This window comes from Pseudomonadota bacterium (genome assembly GCA_037200975.1).
GTDB lineage: Bacteria > Pseudomonadota > Gammaproteobacteria > Steroidobacterales > Steroidobacteraceae > CADEED01.
Genome location: JBBCGI010000001.1, coordinates 2,320,677 through 2,336,999 on the forward strand (window position 1 = coordinate 2,320,677; position 16,323 = coordinate 2,336,999).

Consider the following 16,323-nt stretch of genomic DNA (forward strand, 5'->3'; position numbering starts at 1 on the left):
CGTAGGGATGGGATCGTGCAATCAACACAAGAAATATTCGAACAGCTCCGCAAGGTGCTGCACGAGCTGTTTGAGATCGAGCCTTCGCAGGTCACCCTCGAGGCCCATCTCTATGAAGATCTCGAGATCGACAGCATCGACACCATCGACCTGATCCTGCGCTTGAAGGAACTGACGGGGCGCAAGATCCAGCCCGACCAGTTTCGCCATGTGCGCACGGTCGGCGATGCCGTCAACGCCATTCACGCGCTGGTACAGAACAAGCCCGCCGCGGCGTGACGCCGCCGGCTGCTCCTTTACCGACTCCGTTGCTGCCGAAGATACTGCGGCGTACGCGTCACACCGAAGACGCTGGCGAGCGTGTACGTCTCGTGCTCGATCTCACCGCCGACATCGCCGCGTTCGACGGGCACTTCCCCGGCACGCCGATCCTGCCCGCGGTCGCGCAGATCGACTGGGCGGTGCGCATCGCGCGCGATGAATTCGAGCTCCCGCCACGTTTCACCGGGCTGCGCGCGCTCAAATTCCTCGCCATCGTCCAGCCACCGGCCGAGCTCACGCTCGATCTGGCGCGCGCCGCCGACGGACGCAGCGTCGCGTTCACCTACCTGCGCGGCGATACTGCCTGCGCGAGCGGACGCATAGAATTCACCGATGATGCGGCTGGGACTGATAGTTCCGTTCTTTAATCACGAGCACGCGATTCGCGCGACCGTTGCCGCCCTTAAGCCGCATGGCCACGAATGCTGGCTCGTCGACGACGGCAGCGATGCGCGTTGCGCGCCGCTGCTCGACGAACTGGCGGCGAACGAATCGGACTGGCTCAAGCTCATTCGCTGCCCGGTGAATCGCGGCAAGGGCATCGCCGTATTGACCGGCTTCAGGGCGGCGCACGCCGCCGGTTGTACCCACGCGCTGCAGATCGACGCCGATGGTCAGCACGATTTCGCGGCGGTCCCGCGCATGGCGGCGCTGGCGCGCGAGAATCCGGCGGCCATCATCACCGGCGTGCCGCTGTTCGACGAAAGCGCGCCCGCCTCGCGCCGCATCGGCCGCAAGTTCACCACGTTGTGGGTGCGCATCAATACCCTGTCCACACGTATCGAAGACGCCATGTGCGGTTTTCGCGTCTATCCACTCGATTCCATCCTCACGCTCGCCAGACACGCCAGTTTCGGCAGCCGCATGGAATTCGATCCGGAGATCCTGGTGCGCGCGGTCTGGGCCGGCATTCCGCTGGTGTCGATGCCCACCCAGGTGGTGTACCCGGCAGACGGCGTCTCGCACTTCAAGATGTGGCGCGACAACGTGCGCATCTCGTGGATGCATACGCGCCTCTTCTTCGGCATGTTGTGGCGGCTGCCCATGCTGCTCGCGCGTAACATCCGTTCATGACTGCTCCCGTTCCCGCGCTCAGGTCTCACAGCATCACGCTGCAGGTGCCGTTCCACGATCTCGACCCGGTCGGCATCGTCTGGCACGGCAACTACGCCAAGTATTTCGAGATCGCGCGCTGCGCGTTGCTCGAAACATTCAATTACAACTACGACCAGATGGCGCTGTCCGGATATTCCTGGCCCGTGATCGATCTGCACCTGCGTTACGTGAAGGCCGCGCGGTTCGCGGAGAAACTCGCCGTGAAGGCCACCTTGCGGGAATGGGAGTACCGGCTGCGCATCGACTACCTGGTCACCGACGCCGTCTCCGGGCTGCGGGTCTGCAAGGGCACCAGCATCCAGGTCGCGGTGGATCTGAAGACGCACGAGATGTGCCTGCGGTCGCCCGAGGTCATCTTTCAGCGCCTGGGTGTGGAATGAAGAACCTGCGCCGCGCGGCGTGGGTCGCGCTTTTGTGCGCTGCCGCTCCGGTGCTGGGTGCCGACTCGGTGTTCACGCATCCGGCCAGCGCCGCGCAGCTCGTGACACTCACGCGGCCGACGGCCTTGTCGCTCGAGAAGGCGAAGGCGGTGCGCGGCAAGTTCGTGCAGCGGCGCTATCTCGCCGATCTCGCGCAGCCGCTGCTGTCTTCCGGCAGTTTCCTGTTCGCCCGCGGCGCCGGCATCGAGTGGCACACCGAACTACCGTTCGACTCGCAGTTCCTGCTGGCCGAGTCCGGCATCACCCAGCGCGACGAGGGCGGCGTGACCCTCAGCGTCAAGGCCGCCGACCAACCGGCGCTCGCGGTGGTGTCGCGCGTGTTCTTCGCGTTGTTCGCGCTCGACATCGGCGCGTTGTCGCATGACTTCGAGTTGTACGGCGAACCGCGCGGCGCCGGCTGGGTGCTCGGGCTCAAGCCGCGCGCCGAAGCGCTCGGCAGCGTGTTTCGCCAAGCCGTCGTGAGCGGCGGCGCCACCGTCGAGCGCGTGGTGCTCGAGGACGGCAACGGCGACCGCTCGGAAATCCTGCTGCAGGGCGTGTCGTACGATCCGGCGGGTTTGACGGCGGACGAACGCCGCCGCTTCTGATGCCGTGACCGACGCCAGCCCTCCATCCGCACGGACACCGGGCTTCTGGCTGGCGCTGGCCGGCGTGCTCGTCTTGTTAGGTGCATTCGCGTTCGTGGTGGCGCCGCGGCTGCGCATCGAAACCAACCTGCTCGCCTTGCTGCCGGCCACGGCCGAGAACCGCGTGCAGCTCGATGCGGTCAAACGATTCGCCGACCGCTCGAGCCGCGAGCTCGTCTTCGTGGTGGGGACGGCCGAACGCGACCGTCTCCGCGCCACGGGTCTGGCCTTCGCCAATGCGCTGGTGCGGTCCGGCGCATTCGCGCGCGTGGATTTCGTCGTCGACGATCGCTACGTGAGCGCGGCGCGCGCCGAGCGTTCCCTGCGCGCCGCGTTGTTATCCGCGCGGCAACGCGAACAGCTGGAGCACGACGTGCGGGCGCTGGAACGTGATGCGCTGCGCGCGGCATACACGCCGCTCGGGTTCACGCGGCCGTTCGGCATTTCGGACGATCCACTCGGTCTGGCTTCGGCGGCATTTGCCGAAGCGCTGCCCGGTTCGGGCAAGGCGCGGCTCGAGGGCGACATTCTCGTCGTCGGTGGCGAAGGCCGGCATTGGACCGTGGTGCGTGCGACCACGGATCAGGATCCTTACCGCACCGAAACGCAGGAGAAGGTGACGGGCGCCATCGCCGCGGCGCGTGCCGCGGCATCCGGCGCCGCGAGTGATGCCGAGATCGCCGGGTCCGGTGTCATCCTGCATGCTGCCGCCGCGGCCTCGAAGGCGCAGTCGGAAGTCGCGACGTTCGGCGGCGTCGACCTGCTCGCCGTCGTCGTACTCATCGTGCTGGTGTTCCGCCAGCTGCGGCCGTTGCTGGTGACGCTGTTGACGATCGGTATCGCGACGCTGGCGGCGATCACCGCCTGCCAGCTCGCCTTCGGCCAGGTGCACATCCTCACGTTGACCTTCGGCACCAGCCTGATCGGCGTGTCGGTGGATTACGCGCTGCATTATTTCGTCAATCGCATGCCATCACGCGGCGGCGCGACGACGCCTCACAACATCGTGCCGGCGCTGATCCTCGGCTGCACGACCACGGTCGCCGGCTACATGACGTTGCTGGTGGCGCCGATTCCCGGGCTGCGGCAGATCGCGTTGTTTTCCGCGGTCGGCCTCGCGACGGCGTGTGCGATCGTCATCCTGCTCTATCCGGCCGGCTTGAGCGCCTTGAGCGTCGCATTCCGGCGGCTGCATCTGGAAGGGACGAAGCCGCCGCGCGCGGTGCCGCAATGGATAGGCCGCCTGGCACGTTTCCAGCCGCTCACGCTGTTGCCGCGGCCCGCAATGTGGGCGCTGCTGGCCGTACTGCTGGCGGCGACGATCTGGGGCGCGTCCATGCTGAAGCCGCGCGACGACGTGCGCGCCCTGCAGCGCCCGCCGCCCGAACTAGTGGCCGCCGAACAACGCGTGCGTACCTTGTTAGGCGTGGGGTTCGACACGCGTTTCGTGCTGGTCGCGGCCGCGACACCCGAGCTCGTCCTGCAGCGGCTCGAAGCGCTGGAACCCGTGTTCGCGCGGCTCGAACACGACGGTAGCATCCAGGGGCACATGAGCATGAGCCCGAGCCTGGCATCGCTCGAACGGCAGCGGGCGCGATCGGGAGTTGCTCGAACGCCAGGTCTATGGAGATGACGGAGCGCTGACACATGTCATGCAGCAGTTGGGATTCGCGCCTGAGGTCATCGCGACCCGGCGCGCGGCGTTCGACGCGACTCGCTTTCCTGATGTCGCGCGAGCGGACTACATCACGCGCCAGGTCATCGGCGTCAACGGTGGACTGGTCTAGATGACTGCGCAGCCGGGCGAGCGCTCATCCATCACCACGCGGCGCGTGGTCGTGACCGGCATGTCCGGCGTCACCTCGCTCGGCCAGAGCTGGCCCGAGATCGTAAAGAATCTGCGCGCGGGGCGCGAGCGGCGTGCAACGCATGCCGGACTGGGAACGTTACAGCGACCTGCTCACACGGCTCGGCGCGCCAGTGACCGACTTCACGCTGCCGCCTCACTACACGCGCAAGACCACGCGCACCATGGGCCGCGTCGCGCAGATGGCGGTGCGTTCGAGCGAAGTGGCGCTCGAAGACGCCGGTCTCAAGGACGGACACGGCATTCCTGAGATCGGGGCGCGTCGGTGTCGCATACGGCTCCAGCACCGGCAGCACGATGCGATCCGCGACTTCGGCAACATGCTCACGAGCGGCGAGTCCGGCAACATCAATGCGACCACCTACATCCGCATGATGGGCCACACGACCGCGGTGAACATCGGCGTGCATTTCGGCCTGCAGGGCCGCGTCATCCCGACCTCGAGCGCCTGCACCTCGGGTAGTCAGGGCATCGGATATGCGTACGAGGCGATCCGTTTCGGATTGCAGGACGCGATGGTGGCGGGCGGCGGTGAAGAGCTGTGCGTGTCGGAGGCCGCGGTATTCGACACGTTGTACGCCACGTCCACTCGCAACGAAGCGCCCAAGACGACGCCGGCGCCGTTCGACAAGACCCGCGACGGGCTGGTCATCGGCGAGGGCGCCTGTTCGCTGGTGCTCGAGGAACGCGAACGGGCCGTCGCTCGCGGCGCGCGCATCTACGCGAGATCATCGGCTTCGCCTCCAATTCCGACGGCGATCACGTGACGCATCGAACACCCACACCATGGAGCGCGTCATGCGCATGGCGATGGCCGCCGCGGGCATCGACGAGTCCGCGGTGCAGTACATCAACGCCCACGGCACCGCCACCGACACGGCGACATCGCCGAATCGCAGGCCACGTTCCGCGTGTTCGGGCAGAAGGCGCCGGTCAGCTCGCTCAAGGGGCATTTCGGCCACACGCTCGGCGCCTGCGGCGCGCTCGAAAGCTGGGCGACGATCCAGATGATGCACGGCGGCTGGTTCGCGCCGAGCGTAATCTGCACACGGTCGACGAGCGCTGCGGCGATCTCGACTATCTACGGCGCAAGCTCGACATCGGCATTGCGATGAACAACAATTTCGCGTTCGGCGGCATCAACACGTCGTTGATCTTCGCGCGGACCCAATGAGGAGACCACAAGTGAACACCCAGAAGATCGCCTACAGACTTTCCGCCGGCGCGCCTGGCCGCCGCCGCGGTGACGCTGCTCGCGACCTCGCCCGTCGCCGACGCGCGCGACACGCTGCAGAATTTTCGCTCGAGGCGGCGCTCGCCAAGGCGCAGGCCACGGGCCAGCTCGCCCCCGGCATCAAGCTGTTCTTCGGCGCGCAGAAACACCCGAAGCCGACCGCGCAGCTCGGCCCGGGCGCGCACCAACAAGAAGACCAATTTCTTCAACAAGACGGATCAGGAAGGCTGCGACTGGGCGTTCCTGTCCTCGATGATCACGCTCACGCAGTTACGCGCAGCGCGTCGGTGGCAACGCCATCGTCAACATCCGCAGCAACTACAAGAACCACGAGTTCTCGAGTGAGACCGAATACCAGTGCGGTGCGGGGCAACGTGACCGGCGGCACGGCCTTCATTGGCGACGTCGTCAAACTACCGTAGATTGCGGCGCGATATGAAAAAGGCCGCCCCTTCGGGCGGCCTTTTGTTTGCGCCGGGAACTTCAGGCGGTCAGAAGTTGACCTTGACGCCCGCGTACGCGAAGCGTCCTTTCGATTCGTAGATACCGCTGCCCTCGCCGGTGCCGGTGAGCCCGAATGGCGCGATGCGGTTCGTGAGGTTGTCGACGCCGAGGTACGCGTTCACCGAGTCGGTGATGTCATAGGCTGCGCGGATGTCGTGGTAGAACACCTCGCCGTAGTAGCGCGCGTCCGCGTAGTCCGATTCTGCGGGGGATTACCCTGCAGGCCGAACGTGTCCTCGTAGAAATTGAGGACCTGCGGACCGATGTAACGCAGCTGATAACCGATCTTGAGCTTGCCCACCGCGAAATCGGTGTTCAGATTGAACGCATCTTTCGGATCGCCCAGTTCCAGCAGCACCTGATCGGCATCGCCGGGCGCGGCTGGATTCAGGAAGTCGTCACGCTGCAGCATGTGCGTCCACACCAGCCGCGTGGTCAGCCGGCCTGCATCGCCGATGTCGTGGCTATATCCGGCTTCGATGTCCACGCCGCGCGCGGTCGAGCTGGCGTAGTTGAGCGACAACTGCTGCAGGCTGCCCTGGACGATCTGGTACGGCACTTCCTCGTGTGGGCCGATGCCCGCGCCGTTGCGCGTGAACAGGCCGCAGAACTGGTTATTCAGGTCCGGCGCGTCGTAACACGCGTTCATGATGTCCTGCGCCGTCGGCGCGGTGATCACATCGTCGATGGTGATGTCGAAATAGTCGGCCGACAACGAGAAGCCCGGCAGGAACGTGGGTTGCCACACGATGCCGCGGTGAACGAGTCCGACGTCTCTTCCTTGAGTTCCGGATTGCCGCCGCTGACGATCTCGATCGACGAGGTGTAGAGGAAGTTGTAGTCGGCGGGAATTCCGGCCGCCGCGCAATTCGCCTCACGCGTCGGCGAGCCGTTGCCACGGCTGTCGCGGGCGCAGGGATCGATCGGGGCCGCTTCGAAGTTCTGGCCCTGAGCGGTGTACAGGTCGGCGAGGCTCGGCGCACGCACCGCGCGGGCAATGCCGGCACGGAACCGCAGGCCTTCGATCGGGGCGTATTCGAGACCGCCGTTGTACGCGAGCACGCCGCCAGTCGAGCCGTTGTAGTCGGCGTAGCGCGCGGCGAGGTTCAGCGTCAGCTCCTTTGCGCCGGTCTTCTCCCTGAGCAATGGCACGCGGAATTCCGTGAACACTTCGTCGACCTTGAACTTCGGCGCCTGCAGCGCCGTCAGCGCGTTGTAGAACGTGAGTCCGTTCGACACGATCGGATCGGCCTGGAAGGAATTCTCTTCGGTGCGATGCTCGACGCCGAATGCCAGACCCACCGGGCCTGCGGGCAACGAGAACCATGCGCTCGAGTCACCCGTCACCGTGGCGTTCACCACGAATTCGGTGATCTTGCCCACCGAGGTCGTGTCGTCGGTGAGGTAGTCGTGCATCTGTCTGGTGATGTTGCCGTCACCGAAGGGATTCATCGGGACGCAATTTGCGATGTCGTTCGCCAGCCGCGCGTCGGCGAACAAGGCCGCCGGCTCGCGTTCCTCTGTGTTCGGGTCGTCGAGGTTGTCGCCGTAGCCATAAGCGGCATCCGGATCGATCTGCGACCGGCAGACGATCTGCCCGCTGGAATCGCGCACCGAATCCATCGCGAGACCGAACTTCTGCGAATCGAGATTGTTCTTCACCAGCGTGTCTTCCTTGAACTGGCCCCAGTTCACGGACACTTCGTAGTTCCAGCCCTCGCCGATCTGGCCGCCGGCGCCGAGCACGATGCGCGTGGTCTCGCGCGTCGCGTCTTCTTCACGGTTGCCGAAATCGAGCAGGTTGCGGCGGAAGATCAACGGCGTCGAACCGTCCGTGATGGGATCCAGCCCCTGCGCCACGCGTGCGGCGTTGATGGTGGCGCGATTGGCGTCCGTGATGAACGGATTGTCGAACCGCGGGCGCTCGCGGTCGCCGTCGATGGTGCTGCCCTGGAAAAACGCCGGCTGGCCGAAGCGGACCGACTCCGTGCGGATGTATTTTGCCTCGATGAACGGCGCGAACGCCTCCGAGACCTGCAGGTTGCCGAAGACATTGAAGCTGTAACGCTCGAGTTTCGGGTAGATAGCCAGCGCGTTGCGCTCGCGGTTGTTGGTGCCGTTGCCGCCCTGGAAGCTGCCGTTCGGGGCGAGACCGATGCGTTCGCCGGTCTGCGGCACCAGCGAACCGTCGGGCTGCCACAGGAACGAACAGGCGAAAGGCGCGCCGGTGACGTCGCGGCCGCAGGGGGCAGCCGTGCCACCCATCGGCGTCGCGAGCAGGATGCTGCCGCCGTTGGCGATGGTGACGGAGCGAACGTCGCTGAAATAGCGGCGATCAGGAACTCCGTCCGAGCCGTCCACCGCGTCCGGGCCGTCCGCGTCGGTGACGACGAACAAGCCTTGCCGCGCCAGATTCTCGCGGTCCGAGGCGAAGAACGGATCCTGCTTGGCGTATTCGAAGTTGGCCGCGATGTTGCCGCGGTCGTCCCAGAAGTTGGTGCCCGCCAATACGCTGGCGTAGTAGTTGCCCGCGTCGTGTTCGCTGGTGGTTTCACCACCCTGGCCGCGGAACTGCAGGCCCTCGAAGTCCTTCTTGAGGATGAAATTGACGACACCCGCGATGGCGTCCGAACCATATACCGCGGAGTTGCCGCCGGTGACGACGTCGATGCGTTCGACCAGGTCCGTGGGGAATGTGTTCGTGTCCGGGGACACGGCGTTGCCGAGGATGTCGGAGCCCACGTGACGGCGGCCGTTGACCAGCACCAGCGTGCGTTGCGTGCCGAGGCCGCGCAGATCGAGCAGGTTGAGCCCGGTGGTGCCGAGAAAGCGGCTCGAGTTCGATTGGCTGAAGGTGCTGCGTAATGCCGGCAGATCGTTGAGCAGGTCGCCGACGGACGTGCTGCCGGTTTCGTACAACTCCGACGCGGAGACGGTCGTGACCGGCACGGCGGATTCCAGATTGGGCCGCGCGATGCGCGAGCCGGTCACGACGACCTCGTCGAGCGCCGCATCGTCGGGCGGCGTGGATTGTGCGGACACGATCGAAGTGGTGGCGGCCGCGGTGACACCGCAAAGCAACGACAACGCGCGGCGCAAGCCGCGATAACGTGGGGAAATCATTGAGCCTCCTGCGGAATCTGCGCTGCCGGTGCGTGTTCGAAACGTTCCGCTCGCGGCAGCTGGACTAACAACCCTTGATGTCTGCGTCTGTTGCACGCGCGCATCCGTGAGCCGGAGGTTAACAATGGAGGCAAGGAATTGAATCGCCCGAAAACGGCACCTGTTCTGAAAGCGCCGCGGATGAGTAGTTAGCTGCGGCGAACCGAGAGGTTCGCGCGACGAGCCGTTGACTGGCCCGCGCGAGGCACCGGCGGCAAAGGCGGCGATTCTGTGGCGCAAAAGCAAAAGGGCCGGGTTTTGACGCCCGGCCCTTCGTTTTCGAGACTATCTAGAGAGCTAGAAGCCCACCTTGAAGCCGGCGTAGAAGAACCGCCCGCGCGATTCGTAGATGCCGCTGCCGCCACCGGCGCCCGTCAGGCCGAACGGCGGAACGCGGTTGGCGAGGTTGTCCACACCCACATACGCGTTCACGTCATCGGTGATGTCGTAGGCCGCGCGCACGTCGTGGTAGAACACTTCCGGGTAGTACTTCGCTTCGGCGTAGTCGGCATTCTGCGGCGGATTGCCACCGACCGAGAACACGTTCTCCGCCAGGTCGATGACCATGTGACCCAGATAACGCAGCTGATAACCGAACGTGAACTTGCCGGCGGCGAAGTCCGTATTCAGGTTGAACGCGTCTTTCGGATCGCCGAGCTCATACAACACCTGGTCCGGATCTTCCGGATGCGCCGGATCGAGGTAGTCGTCCCGCTGCAGCATGCGCGTGTACACCAGGCGGGTGCTGAGCTTGCCCAGATCGCCGATGTTGCGTGCGTAGGCGACTTCGAAGTCGATGCCGCGCGCCCGCGAGCTCGCATAGTTCAGCAGTGTTTGCTGAAGGGTGCCGTTCTCGAGCGCGTACGCATCTTCGGGACCATTTTCGGGGCTGCCTTCCGGCCCGAGGCGCTGGAACAGGCTGCAGAACTGGTTGTTCAGATCGGCCGCGTCGTAGCAGGCGTCCATGATCTGCTGCGCATCCGGCGCCGTGATCACGTCGTCGATCTCGATGTCGAAGTAGTCGGCCGAGAAACTGAAACCCGGCAGGAACTCCGGTTGCAGGACGAATCCGGCGGTGAACGAGTCGGAGGTCTCTTCCTTGAGATCCGGGTTACCGCCGCTCAGGATCTCCGGAGTCGCCGTATAGATGTAGTTGAAGTCGGCGGGAATGCCGGCCGCCGCGCAATTGGCCGCGCGCGTCGGTGAACCAGCCGCGATGTTGTCGCTGGCGCAAGGATCGGTGATGTCCGCGAAGTTCTGGCTTTGCTCGGAATACAGATCCACGAGGCTGGGCGCACGCACCGCGCGCGCGAGGCCAGCGCGCAGCCGCACACCGTGAATCGGCGCCCACTCCAGGCTGCCGTTGTACGCCAGCACGCCGCCGGTCGAACCGTTGTAGTCCGAGTAGCGCGCGGCGAGGTTCAGCGTGAGCTCCTCGGCGCCCTTCATTTCCTTGAGCAGCGGCACGCGGAATTCCGTGAAGACTTCGCTGACCTTCTGCTTCGGCGGATCGAGCAACGGCAACGCGTTGTAGAACGTGATGCCGCTCGACACCAGTTCGTCGGCCTCGAAGAACACGCTATCTACCCGGTGTTCGACGCCGAACGCCACGCCGACGGGACCGCCCGGCAGCGAGAACCACGCGCTGCTGTCGCCGGTGATCGAGGCGCTGAAATCCAGCTGATCGATCTTGGCGACCGAGGTCGTGTTCTGCAGCACGTAAGCACGCGCGGCCGGGGAGATGTTGCCTTCGCCGAAGGGATTCATGGGCGCGCAGGCTGCGATGTCGGCTGCGAGCCGATCCGTTGCGTAGCCCGGAGCCTCTACTTCCGGGGTGCTCGGGTCATCGTACAAGGCATAGGCCGCGTCCGGATCGATCTGCGAACGGCAGACGATGTTCCCGTTCGTGTCGCGCGCGGCGTCCATCGCGAGCACGAAGCGCTGCATCTGCAGGTTGCCGAGAACCTCGGTTTCTTCCTTGAAGCGGCCGTAGTTCGCGGAGACCTCATAGCTCCAGCCACTGCCGATTTCGCCGCCAACGCCGAGCACGATGCGCGTGGTCTCGCGCGTCGCGTCTTCTTCGCGGCCGCCAAGGTCGGACAGATTCTTGTACAGCGAGAACTGATCTGCACCCGAGAGCGGATCGTTGTCGCCTGCGAGGAGCGCCGCATTGATGGTGGCGCGCGCGCCATCGGTCAGATAGGGATTGTCGAAGCGCGGATTCTCACGGTCGCCATCGATCGTGCCGCCTTGGAAAAACGCCGGCCCGCTCTGGTTCAGGGATTTCGTGCGAACGTACTTGGCTTCGATGAAGGGCGCGAACGCATCCGAGATTTTCAGGTTGCCGAAGACGTTGAAGCTGTATCGATCGAGTTTCGGGTAGATGGCGAACAACTCGTATTCGCGGTTGTTGGAACCGTTGCCGCCGTCGAAATTGCCGTTCGCGGCAGATCCGATGCGCGTGCCGGTCTGCGGCACGAGCGAACCGTCGGGCTGGAAGATGAACGAACAGGTATGCGGAGTGCCGGTGGTGCCCACGCCGCAGGGCGTGAGCAGCGGCACGCCGGGATCATCCGACTGAAACGGATTGACGATGAAGCTGCCGCCATTCGAATAAGTGACCGCGCGGACCGTCACGATAGTAGAGACGGTCCGACACACCATCGGAGCCGTTGACGTCGCCTGCCGTGTCCGAATCGACCGTGACGAACAAGCCCTGGTGGCTCAGGTTGCTGCGATCCGAGGCGAAGAAGGCATCCTGCCTGGCGTATTCGAAGTTGGCCGCGATGTTGCCGCGGTCATCCCAGAAGTTGGTACCGGCGAGAACGCTGGCGTAGTAGTTGCCGGCATCGCCTTCGCTGCTTTGACCACCCTGGCCGCGGAACTGCAGGCCTTCGAAGTCTTTCTTGAGAATGAAATTGACCACGCCGGCGATGGCATCGGAGCCGTAAACCGCGGAGTTGCCGCCGGTGACGACGTCGATACGCTCGACCAGATCGGTCGGGAATGTGTTCGTGTCCGGTGACACTGCATTGGCGAGAATGTCGGCGCCGACATGGCGGCGGCCGTTGACCAGCACGAGTGTGCGCTGCGTGCCGAGGCCGCGCAGGTCGAGCAGGTTCAAACCCGCCGTGCCGAGAAAGCGGCTCGAATTCGACTGGCTGAACGTGCTGCGCAAGGCGGGCAGATCGTTGAGCAGATCGCCGACCGACGTGCTGCCGGTCTCGTACAGCTCGCTGGCCGCGACCGTCGTGACCGGAACCGCCGATTCGAGATTCGGGCGCGCGATGCGCGAGCCTGTCACCACGACTTCCTCGAGGCTTTTGTCCTCGGCGGGCGGCGACTGGGCCGAGACGACTGAGGAACCGATGGCTGCGGACAGGCCGCAAAGCATGAATGCCGCGCGACGTTCGCCGCGACTGTGATGAGAAGACATGTTCCCTCCTGCAAGAGACTGGGCGGCGGTCGGGCGAATTTGGTTTCGTCACGACAGCAGCGATTGCTGTAAACCCCTCTGATGCGTGCAGATGTTGCATGCACGCATCGATGTGGCGGAGCTTATCAATAGGCACCGGAAAGAACAGAGCCTTTTGTATTGAGCGGCCAAGTATCTGTAAGAAAAGACTTACTTTTTAGCGGCGACTGTCCGGAGGGTGGGCCAGTCGTCCCTGAAGCAGGTCAATTAATGGGGAATGTCGCAAAAAAGGGACATACTTGCGCGAAGCGGCCGTGACTGGCTACCTGCCGCCGAAATCGTAGGTCACGGATAGCGAGTAACGCCGGCCCAGGAAATCGTAATTGCCGTTGAAGGCGTCGACGGATATCGGGAAGGGCGGCGCGCCATCGAATACGTTGGTCACCGCGAGGCGCACGACGGTGCTGGCCATCGGCTGATAACTGACTGAGAGGTTGTGCACCCAGTCGCCGTTCACTTCGAGGATGTCGCGGCTCTCGGCGTCGAAAGTCCGGTCGTAGAGCTGCTTGCCCACGTAGTTAGTTTGCCAGCGCGCACCCAGGCTGCCGCGTGACCAGCCGAGGTTGAGTTGCGCGGTGTCTTTCGGGCTGCCGATCTGCTCCTCGCTGTTGGTCGTGGACAGCCCCGTGGCGGAACGCAGTTCCTCGCGCAGCCGGTAGTAGCTCACGCCAAGCTCGAGGTCCCCGAGCGCGCCGAAGTCGTGCCGCAGGTGGCCTTCGAGGAGCACGCCCGCCATCGACTGGAACGCGCCGTTCGCGTAGCCCGACTGGAAGAAGGTGATCTGACCGGGCTGCCCGGAGCCGGGCGCCCCGCGCGTGAAATAGTCGCAGTAGTGATTCGGATAGGCCGCGTTGTCGAAACACGCGGAAGACAGATCCGCGCCGCTCAACCGCGTGATCGTGTTGTCGATGCGGACGTCTATCCAGTCGACCGAAAGCGTCAGGTCCGGCACCCAGCGCGGCCGCAACACGAAGCCCGCGGTCCAGGCATTCGAGGTCTCGTTGCCGAGGTTTGGATCGCCCTGCGAGGTGCCGGGCACGGCGGCCGTCGTGGCGTTGGAGACCCACGAACCGTCGTTCGGCAGGCCGTGCTCGGCGAAGAACCTTTCGCAATTGGCACGGCGAATGGCCTTGCGGGTGCCGGCGGTCAGGAAGGCGGAACTGCACGGGTCACTGACCTGGCCAAACAGCGGCGACACCGGTAGATAGAGCTCGGTGATCGCCGGAACCCGCAGCGAACGGGTGACGTTGCCGCGCAGCTCGACGTCTTCCACCGGAAACCATTCGATACCGCCGGTCCAGGCCGTGAAGTCGCCATTGATGGACGTGTCGACGCGGCGCGCCTTCGCAACCAGGGTCAGCCGCGAAAGACCGGGCAGCGCGTTCTCGTGCGAGAACAGCGGTGCGGTGACTTCGCCGAAAAATTCATTGGTGGAGTAGTCACCGTGGATACGCGCGACGGGCGCGGAGCGGCCAAGCCCCGCGAACAAGTAGTCGTCCGGCAGGAATGCGCCGCTTTCGCGCCGGTGTTCGAAGCCGACGTTGTACTCGACCGGGCCGCCGGCGATATCGAACAACACGCTGCCGATGTTGGCGTTGAATACCTGTTGTTCGAGCTCGGCGTCGGCACGCTGGATGCTGGTGACGTAGGCGAGCGCGGCCGCGGACGGGCGCCCATCGCCGAAGATGTCGAGCGGCACGCAGGCCGGATCCGCCACCGGGCCTTCGCCGTTGACGAGGATGCGGCCCTGGGGGTCCGGCAGCCCGGTGTAGTTAGGTGTGGCGGTGCACCGCAGCTGGCCGCCGACCGGCGCCACGTTGAGCGCGTTGACGAATCGCTGGTGATCGAGCTGCGCGCCTTCGTACTTCGATTCGTTGCGGCCGAAGTTGAAGTACGTTTCCCACCCGAAGCGGCGATTTCCGGCGTCGAAGTTCCCGGTGGCACCGGCCACCGCCTGGTACAGGTCGCCGCTGCCGATCGAATTGTTCACCGCGAGGTCGCGGCTGGCGCGCGAGATGCGGAACGAGGTGACACCGAGGCCCGCAAGCGTGTCGCGCGCCTGCTGGGTCAACAGCGGATGATTCGCCGGCAGCGTGATCGGACCGCTCGAGCTGCCCGCGAAGCTGATGGTGTTGAACACCGGCTGGTCGACCAGCTCCGTCGCCTCATTGTGGTAGGCGAACACGTCGGCAAACAGCCGCACATTGTCGGTCAGGTCGAAATGCGCGCCGAGCGTGGCGGTGGTGCGTTCGAGATCGGTCATGAGCGGCAGCGTGCCCATCAAATAGAGTCCGTCACCGCCCGAAGCATCCGACGTACCGAAATTGATGCCGCGGTTGTAGGGCACGAGACTGCCGTCGGGCGCGAATTGCAGGCAATTGTTGCTGTCGGCGCCGAAGCAGCGCAGCCGGCCGTCCGGTAGTTTGTCGAGGCCGATGGGCAACACGACGCCGTTGTAATTGTGATTGACGCTGCGCCGGTCGCGGATCAACACGCTGTTGGGGATGCCGTCCGCTGCGCCGGTGTTGAACGGGATGGCCGGGTTTACGCGTCCGTCGTTGGCCGGCGTGCGCCCGGTCTGGCCCGCGATCGCCGTCGCATTCGGGTTTCCCACGAACGTGTACGCGTCGGCGAAACGTTTGTTGGACGTGGCCAGCACGCCGTCGGTGCGGCTGCGTTGAACGGATGCTGTGACGTTGCCGCGGTCGCCGGCGAAATTCCAGCCGCCCACGAGGCCCAGGCTGTTGCTCCGGCCGCCGCCGGAGTCGAGCTGGCCGTATTGACCGAACGCTTCTACTCCCTGGTAATTCTGCTTGAGCTTCACGTTCACGACGCCGGCGATCGCATCCGAGCCGTAGGTCGGGGCACCGCCGATGGTCAGCGTCTCGACGTCGTCGAGCAACACCGTGGGGATGAAGTTGAGATCCACCTGGTTGCCGGGCGCGGTCGGGCCGAACAACGCGGGCGGGTTCGACGTGACGATGCGCCGGCCATTGACGAGCGTGAGCGTGCGGTTCGTGCCGAGACCGAACAGGTTCACGAAATTCACGCCCGGCGCGTAGGAGGACTGGCCACCTTCGGGCGTGACGCCCGTGCCGAAGCCCGGAGTTTCATTCAACGCGTCGGCAACGTTCGTGAGGCCGCGGCTGCGCACGTAGTCGCCGGTTACGACCAGCGCAGGCTCGAGCGTGTCGAAGCCGGCCCGCTTGATGCGCGATCCGGTTACCAGCACTTCGGCCACGCGTTTGTCATCACTCTTCTCGTCGGTTGGGCTGTCTGCTGCAAACCCCACCGCGCTCTGGGCGAAAAGGCCGCAGAACACGATCAGCGCGCGGACGGCGCCGCGAAACCCGGACGCGGACATGGAGACTCCTGAGGCAAACATCCGCGGATCACACGATCGGTGTCGGCGCCGCGAGTTCTTTTTCGTCCGCCGCAGCATATCAACGGCCTGCGAAAAGGGAACCGGTTCCGGGACGGTGGCTGACGCATGCCGCACTGCGATTCTCAACCGGCCGCACGGGCATATGTCACCGATTGGGAACGGTTGCCCTTGCAACGCCGCGCGAGGATTATCG

The 16,323-nt window shown here is 64.9% G+C and carries 15 protein-coding genes and 1 pseudogene; 9 read left to right on the plus strand and 7 right to left on the minus strand.

Annotated features, from left to right (window positions below; all coding sequences use genetic code 11):
* The first annotated feature begins 15 nt into the window (after positions 1-15).
* The 9 genes and pseudogenes from WDO72_10380 (at position 16) to WDO72_10420 (ending at position 5,485) form a co-directional block, all read left to right on the plus strand.
* The gene (locus WDO72_10380) at positions 16-279 is read left to right on the plus strand and encodes an acyl carrier protein (GenBank protein ID MEJ0086081.1); all 264 of its coding nucleotides are present in this window, start codon (positions 16-18) and stop codon (positions 277-279) included.
* On the plus strand, positions 276-689 hold the full coding sequence (locus WDO72_10385) for a hypothetical protein (protein MEJ0086082.1): 414 nt from the start codon (positions 276-278) through the stop codon (positions 687-689). Before WDO72_10380 ends, WDO72_10385 begins: the two co-directional genes overlap by 4 nt.
* Complete coding sequence (locus WDO72_10390) at positions 658-1,395, plus strand: glycosyltransferase family 2 protein (GenBank protein MEJ0086083.1); 738 nt, start codon at positions 658-660, stop codon at positions 1,393-1,395. The genes WDO72_10385 and WDO72_10390 overlap by 32 nt, the downstream gene beginning before the upstream one ends.
* Positions 1,392-1,817 carry an acyl-CoA thioesterase gene (locus WDO72_10395; GenBank protein ID MEJ0086084.1) on the plus strand — a complete coding sequence of 142 codons (426 nt, stop codon included), beginning with the start codon at positions 1,392-1,394 and terminating at the stop codon, positions 1,815-1,817. Before WDO72_10390 ends, WDO72_10395 begins: the two co-directional genes overlap by 4 nt.
* Entirely contained in the window at positions 1,814-2,464 is a 651-nt protein-coding gene (locus WDO72_10400) for an outer membrane lipoprotein carrier protein LolA (protein ID MEJ0086085.1), read from the plus strand. Before WDO72_10395 ends, WDO72_10400 begins: the two co-directional genes overlap by 4 nt.
* A 4-nt stretch (positions 2,465-2,468) precedes the next feature.
* Positions 2,469-4,136 (plus strand): MMPL family transporter, encoded by a 1,668-nt coding sequence (locus WDO72_10405; GenBank protein ID MEJ0086086.1) that lies wholly within the window; start codon positions 2,469-2,471, stop codon positions 4,134-4,136.
* Between the two features lie 19 nt (positions 4,137-4,155).
* Entirely contained in the window at positions 4,156-4,290 is a 135-nt protein-coding gene (locus WDO72_10410; protein MEJ0086087.1) for a hypothetical protein, read from the plus strand.
* Positions 4,291-4,432: 142 nt separating this feature from the next.
* Positions 4,433-5,137: a beta-ketoacyl synthase N-terminal-like domain-containing protein gene (locus tag WDO72_10415; protein ID MEJ0086088.1), complete on the plus strand. Its 705-nt coding sequence runs from the start codon at positions 4,433-4,435 to the stop codon at positions 5,135-5,137.
* 43 nt (positions 5,138-5,180) lie between these two features.
* Positions 5,181-5,485 (plus strand): annotated as a pseudogene (locus WDO72_10420) (hypothetical protein).
* Here the strand turns inward: WDO72_10420 and WDO72_10425 are convergent.
* From WDO72_10425 to WDO72_10455, 7 genes are all read right to left on the minus strand, one after another.
* The gene (locus WDO72_10425) at positions 5,448-5,816 is read right to left on the minus strand and encodes a hypothetical protein (protein ID MEJ0086089.1); all 369 of its coding nucleotides are present in this window, start codon (positions 5,814-5,816) and stop codon (positions 5,448-5,450) included. The pseudogene WDO72_10420 and the gene WDO72_10425 sit on opposite strands and share 38 nt — an antisense overlap.
* Positions 5,817-6,095: 279 nt before the next feature.
* Positions 6,096-6,230 (minus strand): hypothetical protein, encoded by a 135-nt coding sequence (locus WDO72_10430; protein ID MEJ0086090.1) that lies wholly within the window; start codon positions 6,228-6,230, stop codon positions 6,096-6,098.
* Positions 6,227-6,856: a TonB-dependent receptor gene (locus tag WDO72_10435; GenBank protein MEJ0086091.1), complete on the minus strand. Its 630-nt coding sequence runs from the start codon at positions 6,854-6,856 to the stop codon at positions 6,227-6,229. Before WDO72_10435 ends, WDO72_10430 begins: the two co-directional genes overlap by 4 nt.
* Positions 6,784-9,231, minus strand: a complete 2,448-nt coding sequence (locus WDO72_10440) for a TonB-dependent receptor (GenBank protein MEJ0086092.1) — start codon at positions 9,229-9,231, stop codon at positions 6,784-6,786. The genes WDO72_10435 and WDO72_10440 overlap by 73 nt, the downstream gene beginning before the upstream one ends.
* Before the next feature lie 336 nt (positions 9,232-9,567).
* Positions 9,568-11,907 (minus strand): TonB-dependent receptor, encoded by a 2,340-nt coding sequence (locus tag WDO72_10445; GenBank protein MEJ0086093.1) that lies wholly within the window; start codon positions 11,905-11,907, stop codon positions 9,568-9,570.
* Positions 11,840-12,706, minus strand: coding sequence for a TonB-dependent receptor plug domain-containing protein (locus WDO72_10450; GenBank protein MEJ0086094.1), 867 nt, complete (start codon positions 12,704-12,706; stop codon positions 11,840-11,842). The genes WDO72_10445 and WDO72_10450 overlap by 68 nt, the downstream gene beginning before the upstream one ends.
* Before the next feature lie 301 nt (positions 12,707-13,007).
* Entirely contained in the window at positions 13,008-16,109 is a 3,102-nt protein-coding gene (locus WDO72_10455) for a TonB-dependent receptor (GenBank protein ID MEJ0086095.1), read from the minus strand.
* Between the last annotated feature and the right edge of the window lie 214 nt (positions 16,110-16,323).

What these genes read in the sequence shown, in the direction of transcription:
- WDO72_10390 (MEJ0086083.1), top strand. Translation starts at nt 658, where the DNA reads ATGCGGCTGGGACTGATAGTTCCGTTCTTTAATCACGAGCACGCGATT.
- WDO72_10395 (MEJ0086084.1), top strand. Translation starts at nt 1,392, where the DNA reads ATGACTGCTCCCGTTCCCGCGCTCAGGTCTCACAGCATCACGCTGCAG.
- WDO72_10400 (MEJ0086085.1), top strand. Translation starts at nt 1,814, where the DNA reads ATGAAGAACCTGCGCCGCGCGGCGTGGGTCGCGCTTTTGTGCGCTGCC.
- WDO72_10410 (MEJ0086087.1), top strand. Translation starts at nt 4,156, where the DNA reads ATGCAGCAGTTGGGATTCGCGCCTGAGGTCATCGCGACCCGGCGCGCG.
- WDO72_10415 (MEJ0086088.1), top strand. Translation starts at nt 4,433, where the DNA reads ATGCCGGACTGGGAACGTTACAGCGACCTGCTCACACGGCTCGGCGCG.
- WDO72_10440 (MEJ0086092.1), bottom strand. Translation starts at nt 9,231, where the DNA reads ATGATTTCCCCACGTTATCGCGGCTTGCGCCGCGCGTTGTCGTTGCTT.
- WDO72_10450 (MEJ0086094.1), bottom strand. Translation starts at nt 12,706, where the DNA reads ATGTCTTCTCATCACAGTCGCGGCGAACGTCGCGCGGCATTCATGCTT.
- WDO72_10455 (MEJ0086095.1), bottom strand. Translation starts at nt 16,109, where the DNA reads ATGTCCGCGTCCGGGTTTCGCGGCGCCGTCCGCGCGCTGATCGTGTTC.